This is a genomic window from Thermophagus xiamenensis, assembly GCF_900112795.1.
GTDB classification, from domain to species: domain Bacteria; phylum Bacteroidota; class Bacteroidia; order Bacteroidales; family Marinilabiliaceae; genus Thermophagus; species Thermophagus xiamenensis.
Map to the genome: position 1 here is coordinate 1 of NZ_FONA01000008.1, position 16253 is coordinate 16253.

Genomic DNA, 16253 nt, shown 5'->3' on the forward strand with positions numbered 1-16253 from the left:
AAAAGTTCTTTAAGCTCTTTTAAGTATCTCCCATCCAGGGAATGTCGATACCCTTACTCAGGTTCTGCATCTATTACTTTCAAAGATCTTTTTTTTCATCTCTTGCTTTCACCCCCCTTCACCTCAACCACTCTTTCCCTCTCGCAAAAGCGAGTGCAAAAATAGAACTTTTTATCTCTTCATCCAAATCTTTTTTCAACTTTTTTTCGCCCCCTCGACTACTCTTATCCTACTATTTTTGCCAATTGAACTGCTTCGTTAAGCGGATGCAAAAGTAGACTTTTCATTTTATTTTTCAATACTTTTTTCAATCTTTTTTTGCTGTTTTTTTTAATTGCCTATGTATCAATAGCCCATTTCCAGAAATTAATTGTCATAACCATTAACCATACTCCGGAAAACCCCAATTTAAACAGGGAGTACATGTGGCATGGCCCCAATTAAAGTAATGAAATTTCCTACCAAATAATATCGCAATCATTCCCGATAATAACCATATGTCATCCTATTTTTGTATTTTCGTGTAATCATTGACAAAGATGATATATATGAAATTTAAAGACCTAATATAAGAAAAAGAAATCTTACCAATAAAATATAAATGACAGAAACAAAAAACCTGGTAATTATTCCAACCTACAACGAAAAAGAGAATATCGAAGCCATTATTAAAGCTGTATTATCCCAACCAACAGCTTTCGATGTGTTAATAGTTGATGACGGCTCACCCGATGGTACCGCCACGATAGTAAAGAAGCTTCAAGAGACCTTTCCCGGAAAACTTCACCTAATTGAAAGGAATGGAAAACTAGGATTGGGCACGGCATATATTACAGGCTTCCAATGGGCACTGAAAAACGGCTATGAATATATTTGCGAGATGGATGCCGATTTTTCACATGACCCCAATGACCTAAACCGGTTGTACGAAGCCTGTGTAAAGGAAGGAGCACAACTGGCCATAGGCTCTCGTTATAAATCGGGCGTAAACGTAGTGAATTGGCCTATAGGTCGGGTTTTAATGTCTTATTTTGCTTCGGTTTACGTTAGATTGATAACCGGAATGAATATCATGGACACAACAGCAGGGTTTAAATGTTATCATCGAAAAGTCCTGGAAACTATTAAATTGGATAAGATAAAACTCAAAGGTTACGGGTTTCAAATAGAGATGAAATTCTCGACATGGAAATATGGTTTTAAAATTGTTGAAGTGCCCATTATTTTCACCGAACGCAAGCAAGGGGCTTCAAAAATGAGTGGCGGAATCTTTAGTGAAGCATTCTGGGGGGTCATTAAAATGAAGATTAGCAGCTTCTTTAAAAAATATGAAGTTTAGGGATAGATAGTTAGATGGTAGATTATTAAACTTTTAGATGTAAGATCAACAGATGGTTGGATGGCAGATTATTTGAAAATATGAAGATGAGATCCCCAATACATTATATATATAATCCATCAATCAAAAAAATTACCAACCCGGCCAGGACCTTTTATAACAATCAACCAAAAAGCGAGTCAATATTTATAATAAAATTAATGGATAATTGGCATGAGCATTCTGATAAAAAATGCATCGATCATAAATGAGGGACAATCCTTTAAGGGAAGTGTATTAATCAATGACCGGTTTATCGAAAAGATTCTCAAGGCAGATCAGCCATTGCCATCGGCCGACCGTATAATTAATGCCGAAGGATTGTATCTCTTGCCAGGAGTTATAGATGACCAGGTTCATTTTCGCGAACCGGGACTTACTCATAAAGCCGATATATCCACCGAGTCGAAAGCAGCCGTGGCAGGTGGGGTAACATCTTTCATGGAAATGCCCAATACCAACCCTCAAACGACCACAATTAAAGCACTCAATCAAAAATATGAAATTGCCCGAAACCAATCCTATGCCAATTACGCTTTTTATCTGGGTGCCACCAACGACAACCTTAAAGAGTTATTGAAAGCCGATCCACAAAAAGTATGTGGGATAAAAATTTTCATGGGTTCATCTACTGGCAACATGCTGGTGGATAATCGTGACACTTTAAATAATATATTTAAAGAAGTACCCATTCTCATTGCCACTCATTGCGAAGACGAATCCATCATCCGTGCCAACATAAAGCGTTACAAGGAGCTTTACGGTGAAAATATGGCCTTTCGCCACCATCCCGAAATCAGAAGTGCCGAAGCTTGTTATCGTTCTTCTTCATTAGCAGTTGAGTTAGCTACAAAATATAATACACGTCTGCACATTCTGCATATTTCAACAGCACGTGAGCTAACCCTTTTCAACTCAGGCCCTATAGAGGATAAAAAAATCACAGCCGAAGTATGCGTCCACCATCTTTGGTTTACCGACGAAGATTACGACCAATACGGATCCCGAATTAAATGGAATCCTGCGGTAAAGAGCCGCCAAGATCGCGAAGCCCTTCGTGAAGGCATAAAGAATAATAGGCTCGACGTGGTAGCTACCGATCATGCGCCCCATACCATCGAAGAAAAGAACAACGACTATTTTCAGTGTCCTTCCGGTGGTCCGTTAATCGAACATTCGCTCATTGCCATGCTGGAAATGGCACAGCTAGGAATCTTTTCCAAAGAGCTGGTGGTGGAAAAAATGTGCCACGCCCCGGCACGTCTTTTTCAGATCGAAAAAAGAGGATTTATAAAAGAAGGCTATTATGCCGATTTAGTTCTGGTAACCCCCAACCAAAAGAATACCATCCACGATGAGTCGGTACACTACAAATGCCAATGGAGCCCGTTTAGCGGTACCACCTTTTCGCACAGGGTGACCCATACCATCGTCAACGGACATATAGCCTATGAAGATGGCCGAATCAATCCCACCCGTTATGCCATGCCACTGGTATTTAATCGATGATTTAATATTTACAATTACTGAAACAAACAGCCGGCCCCGCCAATAAAACCATACAGGAACTTATAGACAATGCGATACGACCACTCTAAAAAAAACGGTACACCCAACCCCATAAAAAAACAACAAAACATGAAGCACAAGTCTTTTGTTCCATTTATGTTGCTGACATCAATGCTGTTTATGATGGCCTGTGGGGAAAACGGACGCCAGCCATCTTCATTAGGCAATGCCGTTTCTGGCATAGAAGTGGCAGATACCATATTATATCCGGTAGATATTATCAATCTTGACACTACCGACACCTGGGCCGACCAGCGACTAAAACATCTTCAGCGAGGACGGATGATCGATATGCTTTTTGAGTCGGTGTATCAAGGGAAAGCACAGGCCTACGACTATTACAGTGATCAACCACTCAGCACCGAAAAGCTAAGAGAAATGGAAGCATCCGGTCAGTTTGAACGGAATGAAGTAGCGCAACTACAGTTTGAAGAGGCCTGGTATCTTGATACCATTAATAACAGAATGACAAAGGAGGTTCAGTCGGTCCTTCTGGCCTGGCCGGTATACGACAGCAGGGGAAATTTTATTGCTTTTAAGGCAGGGTTTGTGGTAAAGTTTGATTAAGGCAATGAATTGTTATGCAACAACAGGAAATAAAAATCAGAAGACAATTGGAGGATTGTTAGATTACTACATCATTAGATTTAAGAATGCATAGACCATTGATTTGAAATCATTAAATTGCCGCTTAATAGAAGGGGCGATAGTAAACAGGCTAAAAAAACGAGAAATGGACACATTACAAAGCACCTATAAAGGTTCATTGGCATTGCTCACCGACTTTTATGAAATCACCATGGCCTACGGCTTCTGGAAAAACAATATGCATAATCGCCGGGCAGTTTATCATCTCTTTTTCCGCAATAATCCTTTTAATGGTGGTTTTGCCGTAAACTGCGGGCTGGAATATGTAATTGATTACTTAAACAATTTTCATTTTTCCGATTCAGACCTCAGCTACCTTGCCAACATAAAAGGAAATGATCAGAAACCAATCTTTGACCCGGCATTTCTTGACTACCTGAAAAACCTTAAATTCGAGTGTGATATTGATGCCATTCCCGAAGGAACCATTGTATTTCCCAAAGAGCCATTGCTGAGAGTTAAAGGACCAATTCTGCAATGTCAATTAATTGAGTCAGCCCTGCTAAATTTTATTAATTTTCAGACGCTAATAGCCACCAAGGCTGCCAGGGTTAACATAGCCGCCAAGGGAGATCCGGTGATGGAATTTGGTCTTCGACGAGCTCAAGGCATCGACGGAGCACTGGCAGCTACCAGGGCTTCCTTTATCGGTGGATGTGCCGGCACATCCAATGTTTTTGCCGGGAAAAAATTTGGTATTCCGGTATTAGGCACCCATGCCCACAGCTGGGTACAAGCATTTGACGATGAGATGGCTGCTTTTGAGGCCTTTGCCAATGCCTTACCTAATAACACCACATTACTGGTAGACACCTACAATACACCTAAAGGGATAGACAAGGCCATCGTGGTAACAAAAAAAATGGAAGCCAAAGGTTACAAAGTTAGCGGTATAAGACTAGATTCGGGCGACCTGGCATATCTCAGCCAATTGGCTCGAAAAAAACTTAAAGAAGCCGGACTGGGACATCTGAAAATCGTTGGCGGCAACGACCTTGACGAACACCTTGTTGCCAGCCTGAAACAACAGGAAGCCGAAATCGACAGTTGGGGTATTGGAACCCGTTTGGTCACAGCTTATGACCAACCGGCATTGGGCGGAGTTTATAAGCTTTCGGCCATTGAAACAAAAAAAGGACATTGGGAAGACCGTATAAAATTATCGGAACAATCGATTAAAGTTAATATTCCCGGCGTTCAGCAAGTAAAAAGATTTTATAAACAAGGGCTGATGGTTGGTGATATGATTTACGATGAACGTACCGATCTTTCTGGACGGGTCAAAATCATCGATCCTGCAGATCCTACGCGTTCTAAAGTTTTGGACAAGCAACATCTCGAATGCGAAGATTTGCTTAAACCCATCTTCAGAAAAGGAAAATGTTGTTTTCAAAAAGAATCCATTTATGACATAAAAAAACGAACTTCTGAACAACTTCAATTGTTAGATAAAACCATTAAACGATTTATTAATCCACACAGCTATCCGGTAGGTTTGGAAGAAGGTTTATACAAGCGCCGCATGGAATTGATTATGAAATACAAAGAAGAGTCAAACCAATAATTATCATTGCCGGCTCTCATCGTTTAAACCTAACTCAATATTTAGCGCTCTAAGAAATTTAAAAACAAAAATTTTGTCCGTAAAATAGCGGAATAAAACAATAAGCAATAGATTTGCAATCCGAAAAACAACAGGTTATGGATGCTTTACTCATCGTGGATGTTCAAAACGACTTTCTTCCGGGTGGTTCTCTCCCGGTTCCCGAAGGCGATAAAATAATCCCGGTAATTAATGCTCTTCAACCGCGGTTTAAGCACAATATTGCCACGAAAGACTGGCATCCTGCCAATCATGGCAGCTTCGCATCAAATCATCCGGGCCATCAAGTGGGCGAGGTTATCACTCTCAACGGACTGGAACAAATATTATGGCCGGACCATTGCGTAAAGGGCAGTCCGGGCGCTGAATTTTCCCCATTGCTTAATCAAGGCCTTATTCAGAAGGTAATTTTCAAAGGTTCTGATCCGGCTGTAGACTCATACAGTGCCTTTTTTGACAACGGGCGGCGTATACAAACCGAACTTCACAATTATCTTCGCATCAAGGGTATTAAACGACTATATGTTACAGGTTTAGCCGCCGATGTATGTGTATATTTTACCGTGAAAGATGCTCTGGAATTAGGATATGAAACCTTCCTGATCACCGATGCCACCAAAGGAGTCAATTTACAGCCCGATGATACGGAAAAAGCTTTTGAAGATATGAAAAACAGAGGTGCTAAACTAATTCGTTCAGAAGAGATTTAGTAAAATAGCCTCGCATTACTACCGGATTCATAAAGTCTTTATAACAAACCGTGCATTTATTCGGGTTATTTGCGAATCGATAACCGTTCGACCTTTTAATTTTTCTTCGATAATGCTTTGCGTATAATGTCGAATAGTCAGAAGTTCCACATTGTCGTTGTAACGCACCACTAACTGTTCTTTTAACTTTTCCAGCAATGGCATTAACTCTCTGCCATTATCGACACAAGCAGTGAAATTAAGAGCCGATGTTTGCAACAAATTAATTCTGACATGAAATTCATTAAACACGGCCAGGATCTCGCTTAAATTGCCTTCTGTAATAAAGGAAAAGTCACGAGGCGACAAGGTCAGAAAAACCTGATTTTTTCTGAGGATATAAATAGGCATATTATTATTGCCGCCTTCCTGTTGAATGATGGTTCCGGGAAGATCGGGATTCAGAAAAGATTTCACGTACAGCGGAATTTGTTTATTCTGAAGAGGCTTTAAGGTTTTTGGATGGATAACCTGAGCTCCGTAATAAGAGAGTTCAATAGTTTCGGCATAAGATAAAGTATCCATTTTTTGTGCATTGGGGAAAATCCTCGGATCGGCATTCAACACCCCGGGAACATCCTTCCATACCGTCACCCTTTCTGCATCCATCACGTGGCCTATGATGGCCGCAGTATAGTCGGAACCTTCTCGTCCCAGCGTCGTTGTAATATTACTAATTGTACCGCCAATAAAACCCTGCGTAACGTAGACGTCCACTTCTTCAAAAGTAAAAGCCTCGGCCATAAGTTTGTTCGTTAATGACCAGTCAACATTGGCATTCCGGTAAAGGTCATCGGTTTTCAGAATTTGCCGCACATCAATCCATTGGGTTCGAATACCCGAATATTTTAAATAAGCATTAACCAAGAGAGTCGAAAACAATTCCCCGTACGACACTATCTGATCATATTCGTAATCAAAGTGCAAGGATGGTTGCTGCTCCAAGCGCTGAGATAGCGATTCCACACAGTCGTAAAAAGGACGCAATTCGGGTATATCAACCTCCCCAAACAGGTCTTTTGCTATTTTTTCATGATAGGCGATTATGTTCCGAAACCGCTCCTTCAGCTCCGCATCGTTGCCGGAAAAATAGCTCTCTACCAGTGCTTCCATGGCGTTGGTGGTCTTCCCCATGGCCGAGATCACCACCACGAGTGGTTTTTCCAAACCCTCAACAATTCGCACTAAATTGCGCACAGCATTGGCATCTTTCACCGATGCCCCGCCAAACTTGGATACCTGCATGAAATATTAGATACTAGATTATTAGATACTAGATTATTAGATGCTAGATTATTAGATGTAAAATAAAATTCATATACATCTTAAACCATTTAAGCGTGGGTAAAGATAGCATTCGTGGAAATGAAAATAAACAAAAGCAGGCGACAATATTGAAATAGATGATTAGATTCCAGATTAATAGATTTTTAGATGCAAGATTAAAGATGATTCATATTCATTTTAAACCATTTAAGCGTGGATAAAGATAGTATTCGTGGATAGGAAATTAAACAAAAGCTGGCGCCAAATATTATAGCTGTACTATAAAGAAAATTACCGAAGTCCCTTATTTGACCAATTGATAATTCTGCACCAACAAATCGGTTTGCAAATTCAATCGGGTAGAAAGCTTTCTAATCATTTCAACCGTCAGTCTTCGTTTTCGGTTTAAGACCTCGGACACCCGACTTTTACCGCCGATTTCCGGAACCAAATCCACCTGTCTCAGATGCATTTCCTCCATCCGTATCTTAATCGCTTCAATGGGGTCAGGTGCCTCAATGGGGTAATATTTCTTTTCATACTCATCCACCATTAATCCAAGAATCTCCAGCTCATCACTCTCGGGTGTCCCCGGCTTTGCATCAAAAAGGTATTCCAACCTTTTCAGGGCAGCTCTGTAATCCGATTCTGTTTTAATAGGCTTCAGTACCATAACCACAATTATTAGATACGGTTAGCATCTATCTTGTCATACTCTTCTCTCGTCCCCTCATCCATCAACGCCTCTTGCTCCAGCGTTTTTTTATGCTCATTAATTAAAGAAGCCAGTCGGCTCACATCAGGATATTTATCAAAATCTATTCCCGCGACTCTCGGGTCATTTAGTTGCTTTGAATAGTCAGAATTAAATGCAAACATTCAGAGCAGTTTTTTCAAAAATGGCCAAAAATGCCCTATCGTCCAAATTGAGGTCTAAGACCTGTACAATATTAACGATTCGAGAATTATCACCATGCTTCCTTTAAGCGGTTGGTACAAGGTTTTCCGTAACTCCTGGAAAGTATTATACCAACATCCGGGATAAGTTTTACCAACACCCGGGATAGGTTTTCCCAACATCTGGGATAGGTTATACCAACACTTGGGAAAGGTTATACCAACATCTGGGATAGGTTTTCCCAACATCAGGGATAAGCTTATCCCAAGAGCTAGGAAAGGTTTTACCAATACCAGGTATAAGGTTATACCAATACCGTGTATAAGCTTATCCCAACTCTTTGGATGGGATATTAGTATTCTCACATAAAAACAATCTGCGCCTTCGTGTCTCTGCGTTTTATTTAGCATTCAAATACACAGGCTGAAGGCAGAAGTGAGGACGTTAACCTCACAATCTTTTTAATTTATTCCACAGAGACTTGGCGTCCCGGCGTTTAATCCCCATGATATTCTCTGCAGCTCACCTGCTCAGCTTTTCAACAGCTTATTTTTATTTTTTATTGTCATAAACACCAGGAAAGCGGTAATCACAAACAACCCAACAGCTGCTATAACCTTTCTTACCGCCTCATTGAAAGAAGAAAAAAGTGTGATATAAAACCCCCACTACGGCAAACTGGAACAGACCTAAAGAGTGTAATCTGTATTTTTTAGGAATAGTCCATTTTGCATTGGTCATTAACAATCCCGAAACACCCATACCTGCAAAAAGAAACAATCGGGCAAAAGAGCTTTGGTGATTTAATAAGTAATTTTTATACGAATGGAAGAATTATTTCTTATAATTTCCGCAATGTTTTATCAAAATACTACCTTGGTTGAAAGTCCCTTAGTCTTTCATAAGCCCTTCTTAAACTATCGCTCTGAGACATTGCAAATTCAATATTCCATAAATTAAAAACAAATTCCGTTAAGCGACCATTGTAATTAGGACCTATTTTTGCATTTATATTAATCGGGACAATTTCTTCTCTAATATCTCTTCTTCTTGAATGTTTAGCCAATTGAATTAAAGTACTTTTAGGATCCGGCAAACCATCAGGATCCCGAGGAATTCTATCAACAGAAATCTTAAAAAAACGTGCAAGACCCTTTCTGTCTGCCAGAAGCCATGCCTCTACCTCACGCACAGCAATTCGAAAAATAAAATTTGGATTCAGTTCAAAATTAATCCAATCATCTATTAATTCTAAAGGACAACCATAATTATCAAGGTCGGCAAGCATAAAATGAGGATTCACTACCGATGCTTGGTTAAATCCTCTAATATTGGTTTTCAAATAGCCAAATCCATTCCCTGGATAGGTTTCATGTACTCTATATTTATCAGGAAACTTTTTTAACAGTTGGGACATCACTGCCCCACTAAGATCGTCTTCATAAATCAAAGTAACATACAATAAATCACTCATTTTCATCAAAAAAGAGCCAACTGACTGATATCCTTTGGTTTGGTACTGGGAAGTATAGCTTGTGCAGGGGTCATACCACCCTCTAACATTTTCTTAAAGGAAGGCAAAGATGAAGCCGGTTGAACCGTTGTGCCTTCAGTCGAAGGCATTAAGACAAGAATCTCATCCAACGAAATACCTTTATCGCTAAGCAAATCAGGGCTGTGCGATGTTATCAAAACCTGTCTCTTTTTAGGCTTTTGTAATTTATAGATCAATGCAGGAATTTTGGAAACGATGGCACCATTCAAAGATAATTCCGGTTCTTCCAACAAAAGCAAGCTGTCCCCTTCCTGTAATGACCAAAGCAATCCGATAAGACGTAAAGTTCCGTCAGAAAACTGATCTTCCCGTTGTTTCCCGGCACTGGGTCGCCAATGATCATAAACCGCTTCCAAGTGAGGCCTTCCGTTTTCCTCTTTGAATTCAAACTGTTTAAATTGTGGAACCGCTATTTTCAATGCAGATTCAATTTTCCTTAACCAGGCATTTCGGGTATTTCTATTTACTTTTGAAATACGCTCCAAAAAACTCTTTCCAAAAGGATCGCCCGGCAAATCAGGTCCAGTAAACGACTGCGGATGTTTTAACAATTGGGGTAACAAATGTTGATACACGATACTTTCCAAAAAACGTGCTATTTCCCTAAATTCTTTATTGGCATTTATTTGTTCCAAATGTGTTTGATACAACCGCTCTTTATCATTTTCGTCATGCTTATCGGGTCTGTTTAAAATTAACTTGTTTTTTTTCCATACCTTCTCATAAACAAGAATGGGTAACCGGTAACCTCTAACTTCCTGTTTAATTCCTATGGCATATTTCCACAACACTTCCTTTGAACCGTATTCGGAAAGTTCTATTTCTACCTCTACTTCAGGATGCTTCCTGGCTGACAGGCATCTAATCTTGGATATTCCTCCACGGTCCAATACTGCATTTTGCAATCCTCCGCCTGCTTTAGCTATATCTCGTAAAAACCTGAAGACATCCAACAAATTAGACTTCCCCGAAGCATTAGGCCCGACAATAAAAGTCCGGCCACTTAATGGGACATCTATCTCTTTAAAATTCTTCCAATTTATTAGCTTTATTCGGGAAATGATCATCACTATACGTTTTTTGATTTTATTTAGCCATAATCCCTTTGAATACCGTATGCCGAAGACTTTAAATCTTTAATAAAGTCTGTAGTCCTTATGTTTCTTTTTCCTAAAAAAGTCGGTTTATTCTTATTTCAAAATTACAATATTTTGCCAATCTCTTATAATACCACACCTAAAGGTTTTTGCTATTTTAACCTTCATTCAATTCTCAATTCCTCTGTTGGCTATTAATACAAGCAAAACCCAATGAAACGAGCATGGCGGCTTGCTGCCGCAAAAGAGCATGTATAATATTTGTTAAGCCATGCGAGTTCCATCCAGCCAATAACTTAAATAAAATTTATACGGATGAAAAAAAATAAATATACGTAGATTTTCCTACTCATGACATTAATAAAACCCATAGATATGGTAATAATACTCAACTCTCACCTTGTGAAAACCATATGGTTATTTAAAGAGGTCACTGTTATCCTGTGGTATAACCATCACATTTCGCTAAAAAAAAATGCTCCGCCCTCAAAATTCTCTTCAATAAACCGCTCAGCGTCATGACATCTCAGCATTTTATTAAGTTCTTTCAAAAACTCTCTGCGTCATGGGGTCTTTGTGTTAAGAATAACTACTTTTGCAAAAAATTTTATCAGTGGAGTTGAGTGTTTTATTAGAGATTTACAAAGACCATAAACAGGTAAAAGAATTAGCAAAGTGGGCAGGAACGGCAGAAGGTAACCTATACCTTAAGGGCCTTACGGGGTCGTCGGCAGCTGTGGCAGCAGCCACACAGGGAGCATCACACAAACACCTTTTTATCTTATATGACAAAGAGGAGGCCGCCTACTTTTATCACGATTTAATGCAATTGACAGGCGAGTCGGCAGTATTTTTTTTCCCATCCAGTTATAAGCGTTCTCCGGCTTTTGGACAAATCGACGGCAGCAATGTAATTCTTCGCACCCAGGCCTTAGAACAACTTCAGAAAGATTCAGCCCCTTGCATGGTGGTAACCTATGCGGAAGCCTTACTGGAACGCGTTCCCTCCCGGAATGAAATGAAAGGTCAGTCAATGACCATTCGAACCGGCGACCAGTTGGATATGGCTTTCGTCACCGATTTTTTGCAGGAAATTGGATTCCAACCTGTCGACTTTGTTTATGAGCCCGGGCAATATTCGGTTCGCGGTTCTATTATCGACATCTATTCTTATGCCGATGAAGACCCTATTCGCCTGGACTTTTTTGGCGACGAAGTGGAAAGTATCCGCACTTTCGACATAGAAAGTCAGCTGTCTCGTAAAACGTTATCAACCATTTCAATTTATCCCAATCTGTCGGAAAAATCACAAGACGAAGAAAGCTATATCTCTTTACCCGAATTTTTGGATAACCAAACCCGGTTATGGATTGAATCCCCCCTTCAGATAATAGAAAAAGTAAGGGATATTTATAATATGGTGGTTGAAAAAAATCGTCAAACCGATAAAGAAAACGACCAGGAGATTCCATCAGCCACAACACTTACCCACCCTGAAGAGCTGGAAAAGAAATTTAATCAGCACTCTAAAATCATCTGGGGCCGACAACTTTTGAACGATTCGTTACGCATAGTAACGTTCGAAACCTCACCTCAACCGGTATTCAAAAAGAATTTTGAACTACTCGAATCCGACATTCAAAGAAAACAAGAAGAAGGATACCGAGTTTTCATACTTTCCGACAATCCCCGGCAGCTCGAACGCCTCAGGCAAATTTTCGAAGACAGAGACCAACAGCTTACTTACACCGAAATCAATAAAACACTCCACAGCGGGTTCATAGACCATCACCTGAAAATTTGTGTATATACCGACCATCAGATTTTTGACCGTTATCATAAATTTTCTTTACGAACCGATAAAGCCAGGGCTGCCCGTCAGTCTTTATCCATTAAAGAGCTTACCAGACTTAATCCCGGCGATTACGTTGTGCACATAGATCACGGGGTAGGTCGATTTGGGGGACTTGTCACCACCGATGTCAACGGACAAAAGCAGGAAGCTATCAAATTAATTTACAAGGATAATGATGTCATCCTTGTAAACATTCACTCACTACACCGCATCAGCAAATTTAAGGGTAAGGATGGTGAACCACCGCGTATCAACAAATTGGGCACAGGGGCCTGGCAACGCACAAAGGAAAAAACCAAAAAGAAGGTAAAAGATATAGCCCGCGAACTCATCTCCCTTTATGCTGCACGAAAAGCGCAACCCGGTTTTGCTTTTTCGCCCGACTCGTTCATGCAGAAAGAGCTGGAAGCCTCCTTTATATTCGAAGACACACCTGACCAATATAAGTCAACGCAAGCCATAAAAAGAGACATGGAAGAAAAAACTCCCATGGACCGACTGGTGTGCGGCGATGTGGGTTTCGGAAAAACCGAACTGGCCATACGTGCAGCCTTTAAAGCGGTGAGCGACAACAAACAGGTGGCGGTTCTGGTGCCTACTACCATTCTGGCACTTCAACACTATCAAACATTTAAAGAGCGACTCAAAGATTTTCCTTGCCGGGTTGAATACATCAGCCGATTAAGAAAGTCGTCGCAAATTAAACAGGTCATCAAAGACCTGAAAGAAGGTAAAGTAGACATTATTATAGGCACTCATCGACTTACCGGGAAAGACGTAGTATTTAAAGATTTGGGACTACTTATTATTGATGAGGAACAACGCTTTGGCGTGGCCGTTAAAGAAAAACTTAAACGCTTAAAAGTAAATGTTGATACTTTAACCCTTACAGCAACACCCATTCCGCGAACTCTCCAGTTTTCGTTGATGGGTGCCAGAGACTTGTCAATTTTGAATACGCCTCCGCCCAACCGGCACCCCATCATTACCGAATTGCATGTTTTTAATGAAGCTATTATAAAAGAGGCCATCACCTATGAACTGGAACGCAACGGGCAGGTATTTTTTATTAACAACAGGGTGCAAAACATCTATGAACTGGAAAAAGCCATCAACCGGTGGCTGCCCGATGTTAGAACAGTTGTGGCACACGGGCAGATGGAGGGCCAGAAGCTCGAAAAAATAATGCTCGACTTTATGGCCGGAGATTATGACGTGCTGATTGCCACCACCATAATTGAATCGGGTCTCGACATCCCCAATGCCAATACCATCATCATAAACAATGCCCATCAATTTGGCCTTAGTGAGCTCCATCAGCTTAGGGGAAGGGTTGGCCGGTCCAATAAAAAGGCTTTTTGTTACCTTCTGGCACCTCCCTTGAACACGCTGACTAAAGATGCCCAACGCCGCTTACGCATCATCGAAGAGTTCTCAGACCTCGGAAGCGGATTCAACATTGCCATGCAAGATTTGGACATCAGAGGTGCCGGAAATTTGCTGGGTGCAGAACAAAGCGGATATATTGCTGACATCGGTTATGAGACCTATCAACGCATTCTGCAGGAGGCCATGCTGGAACTTCGCGAAGAAGAATTCCCCGACCTTTTCAAAGATAAAGAGCCGCAAGATGAAGACCAGCAACCGTTTGTTCAGGACTGCCAGATTGAAACCGATATTGAAGTTAGAATTCCTGAATATTACATCTCCAATACGGCCGAACGAATGGAATTGTATCGGGAACTGGATAATATTAGTAACGAAGAAGATATAAAAAGTTTCGAGTATAAACTCAAAGACCGGTTCGGCCCCATTCCCGAACCCACAATAACATTGCTCGACATTGTAAGAGTAAGGTTAAAAGCCCAATCGATGGGCATCGAAAAGTTGGTGTTAAAAAATCAAACCGCACGTCTTTATTTTGTAAGCAACCCGCAAGCCCGATTTTATCAGTCGGAATGCTTCGGAAAAATCTTACAGTGGGTTCAGTCACATCCTAAAGATGTGCAAATGAAACAAAAGCAAGAGAAGCTAATCCTCAAAATAAAAAAGGTTGATAATATTCAAACATTAAATAAATTACTCTGTGATATTATTGCTGATAAAACGTGTAAAGAAAACAGCCTTTCCTCTTCTTAAATTATTTGCGATTAGCATTGAATATTTATTGAATCGGAATATCAAAAAACATTTATATACAACCTTTCAAGTATTGATTCATGCTATATTTTTCTAAATTAGGATTTTAAATATTCAATCTTCTTTTATGGGCATGCCTCCATTTTCTTCATTGCGACTCAATCGCATGCTCCGATGCGACTCAATCACATGCTTCGATGTGACTCAATCGCATGCTTCGATGCGACTCAATCGCATGCTTCGATGCGACTCAATCGCATGCTTCGATGCGACTCAATCGCATGCTTCGATGCGACGCAATCACATGCTTCGATGCGACGCAATCACATGCTCCGATGCGATAGATTTGAGCCCATTGGGCCATAAAATTAAGTTCTTAATATTACCCAATAGAATAGTTCAATCTATTTTTCTACAGCCTCATTAATAACCACAATCATTTCTTCGGGTTGACCATCCCGATCCCGCAAAACCAATCCACAACACTTAAGAAAATGTGAATTGGTTTCGATAGACAATTCAACATTAGAGTCTTTTTCCTTATTATTAAAAATATTAGCCAAAGCACCCTTATCAAATTTCATCCACGGGCGTAAAGTAAACACCGAATGGCCGCGCATGTCAAATGCCGGAGAAACATAATCGCTAAATGTCTTATTATAATCGACAACTTCAAACAAATTATTAATAAGCAAAATAGCTCCCATTCCGGACAAAGCTGCTTCGCGCCATTTTTTTAATTCGTCAATTTGAGCCATATATCCCGAAACCTCAACCAACATCAACTGAAAAGCCGATGACCCATAAAAAGAGATGCGCGAAGCGTGTACAAAAACCTTTACCCTTTTTTGGTGAAAAGTTTTAATTACCATATAAAAGGGTTGTATCTCTTCACTATTTTCATCTTTAAAAACCTTTTCTGCTTTGGCCACCCATTCCTCATCCACAAAATCGGTCAAATTAGCTCCTATCATATCTTCCATATAATGGGTTTTGAAAAGGTTAAGCGCCAAATTATTCAGATAACGAATCATCCCTTTCTGCACAATAACAATGGCAATAGGAGCTTTAGAAATATAATCCCGAAAACTTTGTTCCCGACGCTTTTGATCCAAATCGGCTTTATGGCGGTAGTAAGCCAGTTCCATGGTTATTCCCAACTCTTTTTTGGTAATGGGCTTTACCAGATAACCATAAGAGTTGGAAATAACGGCCCGTTCAACAACTTCTGAACTGGTATCGCCCGAAACAAAAATGACCGGAATTTCATATTCCCGCTGAATCTTTTCTGCCGCTTCGATACCATCCACATCCCCTTCCAGGTGTATGTCCATCAAAACAATATCAGGGTTACGACTCCTGGATTGTTGAAGTGCCTCTTCGCCCGTTTTACACCTACCAATTATTTCAAATCCCAAATCTTTTAAAAACAAAGAAAATATTGCTGATATAAATCGATCATCTTCTACTATTAAAACTTTTCTCATAGTATGGTA

Annotated in this window: 13 protein-coding genes; 6 read left to right on the forward strand and 7 right to left on the reverse strand. The window is 40.3% G+C overall.

What is annotated here, in order from left to right; genetic code table 11:
• The first annotated feature begins 601 nt into the window (after positions 1-601).
• From BM130_RS05930 to pncA, 5 genes are all read left to right on the forward strand, one after another.
• Positions 602-1339, forward strand: coding sequence for a polyprenol monophosphomannose synthase (locus BM130_RS05930; protein ID WP_010528325.1), 738 nt, complete (start codon positions 602-604; stop codon positions 1337-1339).
• Between the two features lie 213 nt (positions 1340-1552).
• Positions 1553-2887: a dihydroorotase gene (locus tag BM130_RS05935; RefSeq protein ID WP_010528326.1), complete on the forward strand. Its 1335-nt coding sequence runs from the start codon at positions 1553-1555 to the stop codon at positions 2885-2887.
• Between the two features lie 129 nt (positions 2888-3016).
• On the forward strand, positions 3017-3514 hold the full coding sequence (locus tag BM130_RS05940) for a hypothetical protein (protein ID WP_029626686.1): 498 nt from the start codon (positions 3017-3019) through the stop codon (positions 3512-3514).
• Between the two features lie 166 nt (positions 3515-3680).
• Positions 3681-5159 carry a nicotinate phosphoribosyltransferase gene (locus BM130_RS05945; RefSeq protein WP_010528328.1) on the forward strand — a complete coding sequence of 493 codons (1479 nt, stop codon included), beginning with the start codon at positions 3681-3683 and terminating at the stop codon, positions 5157-5159.
• Between the two features lie 137 nt (positions 5160-5296).
• Positions 5297-5908 carry a bifunctional nicotinamidase/pyrazinamidase gene (gene pncA / locus BM130_RS05950; RefSeq protein ID WP_010528329.1) on the forward strand — a complete coding sequence of 204 codons (612 nt, stop codon included), beginning with the start codon at positions 5297-5299 and terminating at the stop codon, positions 5906-5908.
• Positions 5909-5935: 27 nt separating this feature from the next.
• On the opposite strand, the gene BM130_RS05955 is transcribed toward pncA, so the two are convergent.
• The 6 genes from BM130_RS05955 to BM130_RS05980 form a co-directional block, all read right to left on the reverse strand.
• Entirely contained in the window at positions 5936-7192 is a 1257-nt protein-coding gene (locus BM130_RS05955) for an aspartate kinase (RefSeq protein WP_010528330.1), read from the reverse strand.
• A gap of 325 nt (positions 7193-7517) precedes the next feature.
• The gene (locus tag BM130_RS05960) at positions 7518-7886 is read right to left on the reverse strand and encodes a helix-turn-helix domain-containing protein (RefSeq protein ID WP_010528331.1); all 369 of its coding nucleotides are present in this window, start codon (positions 7884-7886) and stop codon (positions 7518-7520) included.
• 11 nt (positions 7887-7897) lie between these two features.
• Entirely contained in the window at positions 7898-8092 is a 195-nt protein-coding gene (locus tag BM130_RS05965) for a hypothetical protein (protein ID WP_010528332.1), read from the reverse strand.
• Between the two features lie 54 nt (positions 8093-8146).
• Positions 8147-8476: a hypothetical protein gene (locus BM130_RS15260; protein WP_138956929.1), complete on the reverse strand. Its 330-nt coding sequence runs from the start codon at positions 8474-8476 to the stop codon at positions 8147-8149.
• A gap of 506 nt (positions 8477-8982) precedes the next feature.
• The gene (locus BM130_RS05975) at positions 8983-9585 is read right to left on the reverse strand and encodes a hypothetical protein (RefSeq protein WP_029626687.1); all 603 of its coding nucleotides are present in this window, start codon (positions 9583-9585) and stop codon (positions 8983-8985) included.
• A gap of 5 nt (positions 9586-9590) precedes the next feature.
• Positions 9591-10733, reverse strand: a complete 1143-nt coding sequence (locus tag BM130_RS05980; RefSeq protein ID WP_010528335.1) for an AAA family ATPase — start codon at positions 10731-10733, stop codon at positions 9591-9593.
• A gap of 643 nt (positions 10734-11376) precedes the next feature.
• On the opposite strand from BM130_RS05980, the gene mfd reads away from it, so the two are divergent.
• On the forward strand, positions 11377-14757 hold the full coding sequence (mfd, locus tag BM130_RS05985) for a transcription-repair coupling factor (protein WP_010528336.1): 3381 nt from the start codon (positions 11377-11379) through the stop codon (positions 14755-14757).
• Positions 14758-15161: 404 nt separating this feature from the next.
• On the opposite strand, the gene BM130_RS05990 is transcribed toward mfd, so the two are convergent.
• Complete coding sequence (locus tag BM130_RS05990) at positions 15162-16244, reverse strand: response regulator (protein ID WP_010528337.1); 1083 nt, start codon at positions 16242-16244, stop codon at positions 15162-15164.
• Positions 16245-16253: the final 9 nt, after the last annotated feature.